The sequence below is a fragment of the Flavobacterium sp. FG68 genome (assembly GCF_057808895.1).
Genome location: NZ_JBMDIY010000036.1, coordinates 22,696 through 36,249, shown reverse-complemented (window position 1 = coordinate 36,249; position 13,554 = coordinate 22,696). Strand labels below are relative to the sequence as shown.

Below are 13,554 nucleotides of genomic sequence, written 5' to 3'. Positions count from 1 at the left end.
GTTGGAATTTGGGATTTAAAAATTGGAATTTCATTCAAAATTGGAATTTAAAAAATAGAAAAATATGCTGTACTATTTATTTGAATATTTTGACAAAACATTAGATTTACCAGGAACAGGAGTATTCCAGTACATCACTTTTAGATCGGCTTTAGCATTTATGCTTTCATTGCTTTTGTCAACTATTTATGGTAAAAGGGTGATTAACTTTTTGCGCCGCCAGCAAGTTGGGGAAACAGTTCGTGAACTTGGTTTAGCAGGTCAAAACGAGAAAGCTGGTACGCCAACAATGGGAGGATTAATCATCATTTTTGCCACATTAATTCCGGTTTTTCTATTTGCAAGGCTTCATAATATCTATATCGTATTGCTTATTGTAACTACATTATGGATGGGAACTATTGGTTTTGTTGACGATTATATCAAAATATTCAAAAAAGACAAACAAGGGCTAAAAGGAATTTTCAAAGTAATTGGTCAGGTTGGTCTTGGGATAATAGTTGGAGCAGTTCTATATTTTAATCCAGCCGTGACAGTAAGAACAGATACAGGTCGTACAGATGTTTTTAAATCAAATGTGAGTACAACGGTAGTTTTGCCTGCACCAGTTGAAGAAAAATCGACAGCAACCACAATTCCTTTCGTAAAAAATAATGAATTTGATTATGCCGAAGTCCTGTCATTTATGGGAGACGGGTATGAAAAATGGGCTTGGCTGGTATTTATTCCGGTTGTAATTTTTATTATCACAGCAGTTTCAAACGGAGCAAATTTAACAGATGGAATCGATGGTCTCGCAGCCGGAACTTCCGCAGTCTCGGTACTCGCACTAGGAATATTTACATTCGTTTCAGGAAATATCATTTTCTCCAACTATCTAAATATAATGTACATACCCAATTCGGGAGAAATGACCGTCTTTATATCTGCTTTTGTTGGAGCTTTAATTGGATTTCTTTGGTACAATTCATTTCCGGCATCCGTATTTATGGGAGATACAGGAAGTTTGACCATTGGAGGAATCATTGCCGTTTTAGCTATTGCAGTTCGTAAAGAAATATTGATTGTTTTATTCTGCGGAATTTTCCTTGCCGAAAGTGCTTCAGTAATTATTCAGGTGACTTATTTTAAATATACGAAGAAACGCTTTGGCGAAGGCCGAAGAATTTTCCTGATGTCGCCATTGCACCATCATTATCAGAAAAAAGGATATCACGAAAGTAAAATTGTGACCCGTTTCTGGATTGTTGCTGTAATGTTAGCCATATTATCAATCGTTACTTTAAAATTAAGATAAATGAGATTAGTGGTATTAGGAGGAGGAGAAAGTGGGGTTGGAACCGCCATTCTCGGAAAGAAACAAGGTTACGATGTTTTTGTATCTGATTTTGGAAAGATAAAAGAAAGCTATAAAGAAGTTCTTATCATTAATAAAATTGCTTGGGAAGAAGAACAGCATACGGAAGATTTGATTCTAAATGCTGATGTGGTGATGAAAAGCCCCGGAATTCCAGATAAATCTCCAATAGTTAAAAAGTTGATTGAAAAAGGAGTAAAAGTAATTTCGGAAATCGAATTTGCCGTCCCTTATACAGAAGCAATGACAATTGGAATTACCGGAAGTAATGGTAAAACAACAACAACAATGCTCACGTATCATTTGCTTAAATCGGCCGGACTCAATGTAGGTTTGGGAGGAAATATAGGAAAGAGTTTCGCCTGGCAGGTAGCCGAAAATAAATTCGATGCATACGTTCTTGAATTAAGCAGTTTTCAGTTAGACGGAATAATAGAATATAGGCCGGATATAGCGATAATAACAAACATCAGTCCGGATCATTTAGATCGATACGAATATAAATATCAAAATTATATCAATTCGAAGTTCCGAATAACAATGAACCAAACCGAAAGCGATTATCTCATTTACGATGCAGACGACGAGGCAAGCGCAGAATGGTTAAAAAATAACAAAACAAAAGCAAAATTAATTCCTTTTTCTCTGACAAAAAGTTTTGACGAAGGAGCTTCTATAAATAACAACAAAATGGAAATAAAGATCAACCAAGAAGAGTTTACAATGGAAACAGAATACATTGCGTTAGAAGGAAAACATAATATGAAAAACGCAATGGCAGCAAGCTCTGTAGCAAAATTGATGCAAATTAGAAATGCAACAATTCGTGAAAGTTTATCTAATTTTCAAGGTGTTGAACACCGTTTAGAAAAAGTATTAAAAATCCAGAATGTACAATACATCAACGATTCTAAAGCAACAAACGTAAACGCTACTTTCTTTGCTTTAGACAGTATGAATGTTCCAACTGTTTGGATTGTAGGTGGAGTTGATAAAGGAAACGATTACAACGAATTAATGCCATTGGTTCGTGAAAAAGTAAAAGCCATTATCTGTCTTGGAGTTGATAACCATAAAATTATTAGCGCTTTTGGTGATGTTGTTGATATTATGGTTGAAGTGAATAATATGAACGACGCTGTAAAAACAGCTCAAAAATTAACTGAAAAAGGTGACGCTGTTTTATTGTCTCCAGCCTGCGCAAGTTTCGATTTATTCGAAAACTACGAAGATCGTGGAAAACAATTCAAGCAAGCAGTGCATAACTTGTAGAAAATAGTTTAAAGTTTCATGTTTCATGTTTCAAGTTCGAAGATGAAACATGAAACCTGAAACAAAAGAAACCTGAAACAAAACAACAATGAAGGAGCTAGTTAACAAACTAAAAGGAGATAGGGTAATATGGTCATTCGTGGCCTTATTGGCGTTGTTTTCGTTTATGCCTGTTTTTAGTGCGAGTAGTAATCTGGCGTATATCGGTCATGGAACCGGAAATACATTGGGTTATCTGGTAAAACATTTGGCACACGTTTGCATCGGTTTCATGATTATTTACTGGGTTCACAAAGTACCGTATCATTATTTTAGAGCGATTTCAAAAATTGCACTTCCTGTTGTTTGGCTGTTGTTATTGTATACTTTGTTGAAAGGAACTGTAATTGCAGGAGCAAATGCAAGTCGATGGATTCAGGTACCGTTCATTGGAATTACGTTTCAAACATCAACATTAGCGGCAAGCGTATTATTTATTTATGTAGCCCGTTATTTGTCAAAAACCAAAGAAGAAAATGAGCCGTTTCAAACCTCATTTGTTCAGCTTTGGGTTCCGGTATTTATCACTTTGGCATTGATATTACCAGCCAACTTTTCGACCACCGCGTTGATTTTTGCGATGGTAATGATGCTGACATTTATTGGTAAATATCCATTAAAATATATTGCTTTTATCATTGGGTCAGGAGTTGCGATGTTAGCCTTTTTCTTATTGGTAGCAAAAGCATTTCCAGAATCAAGATTCTTTAGCAGGGTATCAACTTGGGAAAGTCGTATTATGAACTTTACCACAGATAAACCGGATGAAGATGACTATCAAATTGAAAAAGCAAAAATTGCAATTGCATCTGGAAGATTAGGCGGATTAGGGCCGGGAAAAAGCGTTCAGAAGAATTTTTTACCACAATCATCTTCCGATTTTATTTATGCCATTGTAGTTGAAGAATATGGTTTAGTCGGCGGAGTTTCAATATTAGTTCTCTATTTATTGTTATTGTTCCGATTTGTAATCGCCTCACATAAAGCCAATACATTATTCGGAAAATTAGTCGTTGTCGGCCTCGGATTTCCGATGATATTTCAGGCCATGATTAATATGGCTGTTGCAGTAGAATTGCTGCCGGTAACAGGACAGACACTTCCGCTGATAAGTTCTGGAGGAAGTTCCATCTGGATGACTTGTTTCTCACTTGGAATTATCATTAGTGTAACCAAGAAAGACGAAGAAATCGCCGAAGAACAAGAAGAAAAAGAAAGAAGAAAAGAAGCACTTCAAAGATTAATAGATAAAGAATTGGCAGAAGAAGATCTGCCGGTTGATGAAAGAGAAGAAATTTACGAAGAAGAAGCGATGTATTCAATTCAGGATAATTCAAGAAATCCGATGAATGCAGTTTTAAACAAATAATAAAGGATAAATAGTTTAACGATAACTATTACGAGATATGACAAAGTATAAATTCATACTAAGCGGAGGCGGAACAGGTGGGCATATCTATCCTGCAATTGCTATTGCAAATGAATTAAAATTACAATTTCCTGACGCTGAATTTCTTTTTGTAGGTGCCAAAGATAAAATGGAAATGCAGAAAGTACCTCAGGCAGGTTACGAAATAAAAGGTCTTTGGATTGCTGGTTTACAAAGAAAATTAACCTTGCAAAATATGATGTTTCCTCTAAAATTAGCAACAAGTTTGTTAGAATCAAGAAGAATCATCAAACAATTTAAACCAAATGTTGTAATAGGAACGGGAGGTTTTGCCAGCGGACCATTATTACAGGCAGCAGGAGGAGCAGGGATTCCAACAGTAATTCAGGAACAGAACTCTTTTCCGGGAATCACAAACAAACTGCTAAGCAAAAAAGCAAATGCAATTTGTGTGGCCTATGAAAATTTAGAGCGATTTTTTCCTAAAGATAAAATCGTTTTGACAGGAAACCCGGTTCGTCAGGATTTAATAGATATTGATAATAAACGCGATGAAGCAATTGCTTTTTATGGTTTAGATCCAGATAAAAAGACATTGCTTGTTCTGGGCGGAAGTTTAGGCGCAAGAAGAATCAATCAGTTAATTGAAAAAGAATTGTCAAATTTTCTTTCGCAGGATGTTCAAATTATCTGGCAGTGCGGAAAATTATATTTTGAAGATTATAAAAAACACAATCAGCAAAACGTAAGAGTTGTTGATTTTATTGAAAGAATGGATTTTGTTTACGCTGCCGCAGATGTGATAATTTCAAGAGCAGGAGCATCATCAGTTTCAGAATTATGCATTGTAGGGAAACCGGTAATTTTTATTCCGTCACCAAATGTAGCTGAAGATCATCAAACAAAAAATGCACAGGCCATTGTAGAGGCTAAAGGTGCGATTTTGTTGAAAGAAACTGAACTAGACAGCGAGTTTAGCATTGTTTTTGAAGCGCTGCTGAAAGATGATGGAAAACAAAAACAATTGAGCGCAAATATTAAAAAACTGGCAAAACCAGATGCGACAAAAGTAATTGTAGAAGAAATTAAAAAGTTGTTATAATATAACTTTTTATAAAAATTATGAAACATTTGGAGAATTGCGCAACGTTATTTTAGGCAATTTGGTCAAATAAGAACAAGAAAAACACAAAGGCTTAATTACTAGTTTTTTATGGGATTAAAAGCAGTAGAAAAGTCTTAAAATAGAATTAAAGGAGAAAGTTTAAAGGCTTAGAGTCTAAAGCATAATGCTTAAAGCAAGAATCAAAATGAATTTAAATCAAATACAAAACGTTTATTTTATTGGCATCGGAGGAATCGGAATGAGTGCCTTGGCCCGTTATTTTAAATATATCGGGAAACAAGTTTCAGGTTACGATAAAACACCGTCAATGCTGACAAGTGAATTAATTGAAAGTGGTATTGATATTCATTTTGAAGACAATATTGGTTTAATTCCGTCTGATTATTATGTAGAAAATACGCTGGTGATTTTTACACCTGCAGTTCCAAAAACACATTCAGAATGGAATTATTTTATCGAAAGAAATTACGAAATTAAAAAGCGTGCCGAGGTTTTAGGGATTATCACTAAGGATACTTTTAGTTTCGCAGTTGCTGGAACACACGGTAAAACAACAACGTCAAGTATTTTAGGACATATTCTATACGAAAGCGGTTCAGATGTTACAGCATTTGTGGGCGGAATTGTAGAGAATTATAATTCTAATTTAATTGGAACCGGAAAAACGGTAACCGTTGTAGAAGCCGACGAATTTGACCGTTCGTTCCTGCATTTACACCCAAATATTGCCTGCGTAACCTCAATGGACGCTGATCATTTGGATATTTACGGAACAAGTGATGCTATTGAAGCTTCGTTTGTGGAGTTTGCTTCGAAAGTTGAAGATAAAAGCAAATTATTTATAACTAAAGAATTGCCTCTTGACGGAGTTCAATGTGCTATAAATGAAGATGCTGTATACAAAGCATATAATGTTCGAATTGAAGATGGAAGTTATGTTTTTGACGTGCAGACGCCATCAGAAATTATAAAAGACCTTCATTTTGGGCTGCCAGGAAAACACAATCTTATGAATGGTTTAATGGCTATTGCGATGGCAAAAACTTATGGTACCCCAACCGATGCCATCGCAAAAGCTATTGCCTCGTTTAATGGAATCAGAAGACGTTTTTCATATCAGATTAAATCTGAAAAATTAGTTTATATAGATGATTATGCACATCATCCAACAGAAATAAATGCTGTTCATCAAGCAGTTAGGGAATTATATCCGGGACGTAAAGTTTTGGCGATTTTCCAGCCGCATTTGTTCAGCAGAACAAGGGATTTTGCCGATGGATTTGCCGAAAGCTTATCTCAGTTTGACGAAGTGTTTTTAATGGATATTTATCCGGCACGCGAATTACCGATGGAAGGGATTACATCGGCGTGGCTGTTGGATAAAATGACCAATTCGAACAAAAAAATTGTTGCAAAAGAAGATTTATTAGCGCAGATTAAAGCCAGTGATGCGCCAATAATTGTAACAATAGGAGCTGGTGATATTGGTGAAATGGTACCGTCAATTAAAAAAATGCTGAATGAAAATATTTAATTGGACAAATATTCGATTAGTACTCATTTTAGGGCTTGTTCTTTTTTTATATTCTTTCGCACAACATCGAAATGGAGATAGAAAATTGAAAAAATCTATGGTTGTTTTTGTAGGAGAAAATACGCTTTTTGTAAAACCGGAAATAGTTAATAAATTGTTGATAGAAAATAAAAGGGACGCTTCCAGTATTAGAAAAGATGAAGTAGATTTGAATAAGATAGAAAAAAACCTTGATACGCAAGACATGATTGAGAAGTCAGATGTTTTTGTAAGTATCGACGGTGTTCTAAAAGCGGTAGTAAAACAGAAGACACCAATAGCGCGAGTTTATGATGGTGATCGCTCTTTTTATATTGACTATGAGGGAAATAAAATGCCCTTGTCAGATAATTTTACGGCGCGAGTTCCTCTTGTTTCAGGGGCAATAAATGAAAAAAATAACGAAGATTTAGCTACTTTATTTCGCACAATTTACGACGATGCGTTTTTGAAAAAAAACATCATTGCGATACAAATTATGCCTAATGGCAGCCTAAAAATGTTTAACCGAAACTATGATTACTTCATAGATTTTGGTCGTACAATGAATGTTGATAAAAAATTTAGAAACTATAAAGCGTTTTTTCAAAAAGCAGTTTTAGATAGTTCGTTATATAAATACAGCAAGATTGACCTTAGGTTTACGGAACAAGTAGTTTGCACAAAATAATAGAAAATGGAAAAAGATAACATTGCAGTAGGTCTAGATATTGGAACGACAAAAATAGTTGCCATGATAGGCAAGAAGAACGAATATGGCAAACTTGAAATTTTGGGTATTGGTAAATCCAAAAGTTTAGGTGTTGCGAGAGGTGTTGTAAACAACATTACGCAGACTATTCAATCGATTCAGCAAGCAATACTTGAAGCAGAAAACAATTCAGGTTACAAAATAAAAGATGTTGTAGTGGGTATCGCCGGACAGCACATCAGAAGTATTCAGCATACAGATTACATCAGCCGTAACAATCCGGAAGAAGTAATTGGCGAAAAAGATATTCAGCTTTTAATCGATCAGGTAAATAAACTGGCGATGTTACCGGGAGAAGAAATTATTCACGTTCTGCCGCAGGAATTTAAAATCGACGGACAGTCTGAAATAAAAGAACCAATCGGAATGTATGGCGGAAGATTAGAATCTAGTTTTCACGTTGTAGTTGGACAGGCTTCTTCAATCAGAAACGTTGGAAGATGTATTCAGAGTTCAGGAATCGAATTATCAGGATTGACATTAGAACCATTAGCTTCGGCAGATGCAGTTTTAAGTCAGGAAGAAAAAGAAGCTGGAGTTGCGCTTATCGATATTGGTGGTGGAACTACAGATTTAGCCATTTTTAAAGACGGAATTATTCGTCATACCGCTGTAATTCCTTTTGGAGGAAATGTAATTACAGATGATATTAAAGAAGGCTGTTCGATTATTGAAAAACAAGCAGAGCTTTTAAAAATAAAATTCGGATCAGCTTGGCCGGGAGAAAATAAAGACAACGAAATTGTTTCTATTCCTGGTTTAAGAGGCAGAGAGCCAAAAGAGATTTCGCTTAAAAACTTATCTAAAATTATTCACGCCCGTGTAGTGGAAATTGTAGAGCAGGTTTTTGCAGAAATCAAAGCTTACGGACACGAAGATCCCCGCAAAAAATTAATTGCAGGAATTGTTCTTACAGGTGGTGGAGCTCAGCTAAAACATATTAAACAATTAGTGGAATATATTACTGGGATGGATACCAGAATAGGATATCCAAACGAGCATTTAGCAGGAAACTCAAGCGAAGAAATTTCAAGTCCGTTATTTGCGACAGCAGTTGGATTAGTAATGAACAGCATCGAGAACAGCACACAAAGCGCGATTAGAATGGAAGTAGTAAACGAACAGCCAAAAGTTGTTTATAGAAACGTTCCTCCGCCGGTGCAGCGATACGAAGTTGAAGAAAACTACGTTGAACAAGTAGAAACTTTTGAAGAGCAAAGAGAAGTGAAAACGACAAAGGTTGCAGCAGAATCTACAGAAACAAAAATAAGAAGATCATTTTTTGATAGATACGTCGATAAAATCAAAGATTTTTTAGACAACGCTGAGTAAATATAAGCCGAATAAAAAGAGAAAAGGATTACTTTTTGCCCCAAGTCAAGAAGTAAAAAATGTACTAAATAAGAATTTCAAAAACCAAAAAGATGATGAGCAACTCAGAATTTGGAAGTATTTCATTTGATTTACCGAAAAATCAATCAAATGTAATCAAAGTAATAGGTGTAGGTGGAGGTGGTAGTAACGCGATTAACCACATGTTTAAGCAAGGCATTAAAGGTGTAGATTTTATCGTTTGTAATACCGATTCACAAGCATTGCAAAATAGTTCAGTACCTAACAAAATTCAGTTAGGTATGAATTTAACAGAAGGTTTAGGAGCAGGAGCAAATCCTGATGTAGGACAGCAGTCTGCTATTGAAAGTATCGCCGACATTGAAAAAATGTTAGACCGTGGTACTAAAATGGTATTTATTACTGCAGGTATGGGTGGAGGAACCGGTACAGGTGCCGCTCCCGTAATTGCACAATTAGCAAAAGAAAGAGAGATCCTTACAGTAGGTATCGTGACAATTCCGTTTCAGTTTGAAGGGAAAGTGCGTCAGGAGCAAGCTTTATTGGGAATCGAAAAATTACGTAAACAAGTTGACTCTTTAATTGTAATCAACAATAATAAATTAAGAGAAGTTTACGGAAATCTTGGTTTCAAAGCAGGGTTCTCAAAAGCGGATGAAGTTTTAGCAACAGCCTCTAGAGGTATTGCTGAAGTAATCACGCACCACTATACTCAAAATATCGATTTACGCGATGCTAAAACAGTTTTGGCAAACAGCGGAACGGCTATTATGGGATCTGCTGTGGCAGAAGGAGAAAACAGAGCAAAAGATGCGATTGTATCTGCATTAGATTCTCCATTATTAAATGACAATAAAATTACAGGAGCCAAAAACGTATTGTTGCTTATCGTTTCTGGATCTAACGAAATAACGCTTGACGAAATCGGAGAAATCAATGATCACATTCAGGCAGAAGCAGGTTACAACGCAAATATTATCATGGGAGTTGGTGAAGACGAAACTCTTGGTGAAGCTATTGCTGTAACTATTATTGCGACTGGTTTTGACGTTGAACAACAAAACGAAATCGTTAATACGGAGCCTAAAAAAATCATTCACACTTTAGAAGATGAGCAAAGATCTGTTCATAATTTAACAAACAGACCACTTACTTCTTTTGATTTAAATGCAGAGACACCAATTGCAAAAACAGAAGACAAAGTAGTTTTTGATTTAATGGAAGATACGGTTGCTCCCGTAATTCAAACTCCAGTTGCGCCGGTAACAACGCCAACAATTAATCAGGAAGAATTGGTAGTGATGTCTGAGTTTATTAAAAACCTTGACGTGACTTTTGAAATCGTTTCGCCAATTACAGATATTGATTTTAAAATTTCAACTCCGGCAGCAGTTGTTCAGGAAGTAAAACCTGTACAACAGCAAAGAACTTTTGAGAGAGAAGAACAAACTACTTTTTCATTTGATTTACCACTTTTCAAATCTGAGCCAGAAGTGAGAAGAGAGCCAGCTGCAGAGCAGGAAAATAAAATCATGTTTGAGTTAACAAACGAAACTCGTAATATTAAAGTAAACGATCCAGTTTCATTTGTTCCGGTAACAGAACTTTCGGATAACGGAATTATCAAATATTCGTTAGAAGAATATATGGAAGTTGAAAACGAATTAACAGCTTCTAAACCAGTTGAAAAAGTGATCGAAGATACAGTTCCTGAGGAATTGAACATTACTTTAAAACCAAGAGTTGATTTTGCAAGTCAGCCTGATTTTACAACAACTTCAGAAGTTTCTCCAATGGAATTAACAATTGAGGAAACACTTCGTTTAAGAGCTGAAGAAAGAAGAAAGAAACTAAAAGAATTTAATTATAAATTCCACAATAACGTTTCAAGAATCGATGAGTTGGAAAAAGAGCCGGCTTATAAAAGATTAGGAATCGATTTATCGAATTCTCAATCAAACAATACAAATTCAAGAATTTCGGTTGGAACAGATAGTAACAACGATTTGCAATTGCGTTCAAACAATTCATTTTTGCACGACAACGTAGATTAATTTTACAATCATAATATTAGGATAGCCCGAAAATTGGATTTAATTTTCGGGTTATTTTTTTTATCTTCGCACAGAATTTAGAAATTTGACTTAAAAAGTAATAAATAAAATCAATATTGTCATCCTGAGCGAAGTCGAAGGGTTTTTTATCGGAAAGGGCTTCGACTTCGCTCAGCCTGACAAAAGTTTATTATTATAAAAAGTGAGAGCGATTTTCAATTGAAATATCAATTTATAAGCACTAGCTTATTCAAATAAAAAAATAAAAGATGAGTTTACAAACACAAATCATGGAAGAGATTAAAACTGCCATGAAAGCAAAAGATACAGTAGCATTAGAATCTTTAAGAGCAATTAAATCTGAATTATTATTAGCTTCAACAGCTTCTGGATCTAAAGAAGAATTATCAGAAGATGAAGAAATTAAATTACTTCAAAGATTAGTTAAAACTCGTAAAGAAAGTGCAAGAATCTTTACAGAACAAAACCGTCCTGATTTAGCTGAACCAGAATTGGCTCAGGTTGCGGTAATCGAGAAGTTTTTACCAGCACAGTTAAGTGAAGAAGAGGTAGAAGCTGTAGTTGCAAAAATTATCGCTGAAACCGGAGCTTCAGGAATTGCTTCAATGGGTAAAGTTATGGGATTAGCTTCTGCTCAATTAGGCGGAACTGCTGAAGGAAAAACAATTTCTACAATTGTGAAAAAATTACTTTCTTAGTAAATTCCAATATTTAAATTCCAAATTCCAAGTTTAAGATTGGAATTTGGGATTTAAAAAAAATTGAATTTTAAATATTTGACCGCGTAGTTCAACTGGATAGAATATCAGATTTCGGCTCTGAGGGTTGGGGGTTCGAACCCCTCCGCGGTCACTAAAAAAGCCTGCAAAATATATATTTTGCAGGCTTTTTTATGTTTCGAAAATCCTGTAGTGATTTTTTACTTTTATAAAGGTGTAACAGCTACGGTTGCTTTAATCTGTTACAATAAAAAAACTGTAATCATTCTTAAGAATGCTATTTTCAGATAATGAATTATTTGTTAGGTTTAATTTTAAAAGTTTATAGGTGGGAATTCCATTATTATAAATGATTTTCTTTCCAATTATTTGATTTGTTTGTGGGTAATAAGTTAGATTACTTATATGTTCGTCAGTAATACTTTTTAAAGTTTTGATTTCTGTACCAGTAGCAGGATTAAGTTCAACTATTCTTTTAGTTGCTCTAAAGGCATATAATTTTCCATTAGTTGCAGGAATTAATTCGTCATAGCCGTAATAAATATTTTCAGTTACTGAATTGTCAGAAAGCTTTATCTTGCAAAGTTTATGGTTACCGTTTAGTAGATCTTTATCTCCTATTATTTCATCTGTTTGAGGGTTGTAAATGAACCCATAAATTTGATCACTTCCTGTATTTATTAAGCTTCCAATTTCAGAACCTGTATTTGGATTTAATTCAATAATGCCTTTATATAATATGTACCCATATAATTTTCCTGTTGTTGTTACTATCAATTGGTCATAACCTTTGTAAGTAATTTCTTTTATCGTTTTGTCTGCAAGTTTTACTTTAAAAAAAATGTATTTATTACTCCCATTATTTGAAGCAAATCCTTGTCCAATAATTTCATTTGTTGGAGCAAAATATTCTAATTGAGTAAAATAATCAGATCCTGTAGCATATAATAAGGCTTTTGTTTCTACACCTGTAGTAGAATTTAATTCAACAATTTCTCCACGTTCTTTGTATGCGAATAGACGATTTTGACCAATTATAGAAATATAACCTGCATTAACTTTTACACCATTTGCATTTAATAGAAGTTGGCCAGAAGTTGTACCAGCTGGAACTATAACACTTATTGTACTTGAGGTAATTTGAGTAATTTGACCATTCATACCATTAAATGTAACAGTATAAGTTGAATTTGGGTCGAAATTTTGTCCATTAATTATAATAGTATCACCTATATTGGCTGAATTAGTAGAAGTGCTTTGAATTGTTGGATCTGGAATTTGAACTTCTTCCGTATTAGGACTTGAACAGCTAATTAAAATAAATAGTGCTATAATTGAAAAAAAATGTTTCATTCGGTATGTTTGGTTTTTAATTGTTGATTTTTTTCGGAAGGTATAAAATATTATTGCAAAGTGGTTGGTTCAACGTTGCTAAATATCGCTTCAATAGCACTAAAACTTCCTAATTAATACACATCTCATAGGTTTTCGCTAGTTTGATGAATTGACGGGGACGCGGTTCTAATCAATAGTGATATTAAATTTAAAATAGCAAAATAGACATCATTAAAATCCTGTATAATATAAATTTTGCAGGCTTTTTTTATTGGTTTAAGAAAAACTTTGTAATATTGAAAGTTGAGATCAATAACAAAAAACAATAATATTTATGATGACACTAATTGCAATATTTTTTCCGTCCCTTTCTTTTTTATTGAGGGGAAAAATTTTTACTGCTATTATCTGTTTAATTCTGCAGATAACTTTGATTGGCTGGATTCCCGCTGCGATTTGGGCTGTGATTTCTTTACAAAATTCAAGAGCAGATAAACGCAATGAGAAATTGATAAAAGCGACGAGAGCCAGGTAAACAAACTTTTACTTTCAAAGTTTTTCTTT

The 13,554-nt window shown here is 34.5% G+C and carries 11 protein-coding genes and 1 tRNA gene; 11 read left to right on the top strand and 1 reads right to left on the bottom strand.

What is annotated here, in order from left to right; all coding sequences use genetic code 11:
* Positions 1-64 precede the first annotated feature (64 nt).
* The 10 genes from mraY (at position 65) to ACODSB_RS19795 (ending at position 11,788) form a co-directional block, all read left to right on the top strand.
* Positions 65-1,297: a phospho-N-acetylmuramoyl-pentapeptide-transferase gene (mraY, locus tag ACODSB_RS19840; RefSeq protein WP_056204827.1), complete on the top strand. Its 1,233-nt coding sequence runs from the start codon at positions 65-67 to the stop codon at positions 1,295-1,297.
* Positions 1,298-2,629, top strand: a complete 1,332-nt coding sequence (gene murD / locus ACODSB_RS19835; RefSeq protein WP_256637025.1) for a UDP-N-acetylmuramoyl-L-alanine--D-glutamate ligase — start codon at positions 1,298-1,300, stop codon at positions 2,627-2,629.
* An 88-nt stretch (positions 2,630-2,717) separates the two neighbouring features.
* Positions 2,718-4,037, top strand: coding sequence for an FtsW/RodA/SpoVE family cell cycle protein (locus ACODSB_RS19830; protein ID WP_488938293.1), 1,320 nt, complete (start codon positions 2,718-2,720; stop codon positions 4,035-4,037).
* A gap of 37 nt (positions 4,038-4,074) precedes the next feature.
* Positions 4,075-5,160 (top strand): undecaprenyldiphospho-muramoylpentapeptide beta-N-acetylglucosaminyltransferase, encoded by a 1,086-nt coding sequence (gene murG / locus ACODSB_RS19825; protein ID WP_488938292.1) that lies wholly within the window; start codon positions 4,075-4,077, stop codon positions 5,158-5,160.
* Positions 5,161-5,368: 208 nt separating this feature from the next.
* Entirely contained in the window at positions 5,369-6,718 is a 1,350-nt protein-coding gene (gene murC / locus ACODSB_RS19820) for a UDP-N-acetylmuramate--L-alanine ligase (protein WP_488938291.1), read from the top strand.
* Complete coding sequence (locus ACODSB_RS19815; protein WP_488938290.1) at positions 6,705-7,427, top strand: cell division protein FtsQ/DivIB; 723 nt, start codon at positions 6,705-6,707, stop codon at positions 7,425-7,427. The genes murC and ACODSB_RS19815 overlap by 14 nt, the downstream gene beginning before the upstream one ends.
* A gap of 6 nt (positions 7,428-7,433) precedes the next feature.
* Entirely contained in the window at positions 7,434-8,840 is a 1,407-nt protein-coding gene (gene ftsA, locus ACODSB_RS19810) for a cell division protein FtsA (RefSeq protein ID WP_488938289.1), read from the top strand.
* A gap of 92 nt (positions 8,841-8,932) precedes the next feature.
* A complete protein-coding gene (ftsZ, locus tag ACODSB_RS19805; protein ID WP_180859928.1) occupies positions 8,933-10,915 on the top strand; it encodes a cell division protein FtsZ in 1,983 nt (660 codons plus the stop codon).
* Between the two features lie 269 nt (positions 10,916-11,184).
* Complete coding sequence (locus ACODSB_RS19800) at positions 11,185-11,634, top strand: GatB/YqeY domain-containing protein (RefSeq protein WP_053472100.1); 450 nt, start codon at positions 11,185-11,187, stop codon at positions 11,632-11,634.
* 80 nt (positions 11,635-11,714) lie between these two features.
* Positions 11,715-11,788, top strand: a tRNA-Arg gene (locus ACODSB_RS19795).
* A gap of 101 nt (positions 11,789-11,889) precedes the next feature.
* Here ACODSB_RS19795 and ACODSB_RS19790 read toward each other — a convergent pair.
* Positions 11,890-13,008 carry an IPT/TIG domain-containing protein gene (locus ACODSB_RS19790; protein WP_488938288.1) on the bottom strand — a complete coding sequence of 373 codons (1,119 nt, stop codon included), beginning with the start codon at positions 13,006-13,008 and terminating at the stop codon, positions 11,890-11,892.
* Positions 13,009-13,324: 316 nt separating this feature from the next.
* On the opposite strand from ACODSB_RS19790, the gene ACODSB_RS19785 reads away from it, so the two are divergent.
* Positions 13,325-13,525: a YqaE/Pmp3 family membrane protein gene (locus ACODSB_RS19785; protein WP_205720334.1), complete on the top strand. Its 201-nt coding sequence runs from the start codon at positions 13,325-13,327 to the stop codon at positions 13,523-13,525.
* Positions 13,526-13,554: the final 29 nt, after the last annotated feature.

Excerpts from the sequence above, each read along its gene's own strand:
- murC (WP_488938291.1), top strand. The coding sequence starts at position 5,369 with ATGAATTTAAATCAAATACAAAACGTTTATTTTATTGGCATCGGAGGA.
- ACODSB_RS19815 (WP_488938290.1), top strand. The coding sequence starts at position 6,705 with ATGAAAATATTTAATTGGACAAATATTCGATTAGTACTCATTTTAGGG.
- murG (WP_488938292.1), top strand. The coding sequence starts at position 4,075 with ATGACAAAGTATAAATTCATACTAAGCGGAGGCGGAACAGGTGGGCAT.
- ACODSB_RS19830 (WP_488938293.1), top strand. The coding sequence starts at position 2,718 with ATGAAGGAGCTAGTTAACAAACTAAAAGGAGATAGGGTAATATGGTCA.
- mraY (WP_056204827.1), top strand. The coding sequence starts at position 65 with ATGCTGTACTATTTATTTGAATATTTTGACAAAACATTAGATTTACCA.
- murD (WP_256637025.1), top strand. The coding sequence starts at position 1,298 with ATGAGATTAGTGGTATTAGGAGGAGGAGAAAGTGGGGTTGGAACCGCC.
- ACODSB_RS19785 (WP_205720334.1), top strand. The coding sequence starts at position 13,325 with ATGATGACACTAATTGCAATATTTTTTCCGTCCCTTTCTTTTTTATTG.
- ACODSB_RS19790 (WP_488938288.1), bottom strand. The coding sequence starts at position 13,008 with ATGAAACATTTTTTTTCAATTATAGCACTATTTATTTTAATTAGCTGT.
- ACODSB_RS19800 (WP_053472100.1), top strand. The coding sequence starts at position 11,185 with ATGAGTTTACAAACACAAATCATGGAAGAGATTAAAACTGCCATGAAA.
- ftsA (WP_488938289.1), top strand. The coding sequence starts at position 7,434 with ATGGAAAAAGATAACATTGCAGTAGGTCTAGATATTGGAACGACAAAA.
- ftsZ (WP_180859928.1), top strand. The coding sequence starts at position 8,933 with ATGATGAGCAACTCAGAATTTGGAAGTATTTCATTTGATTTACCGAAA.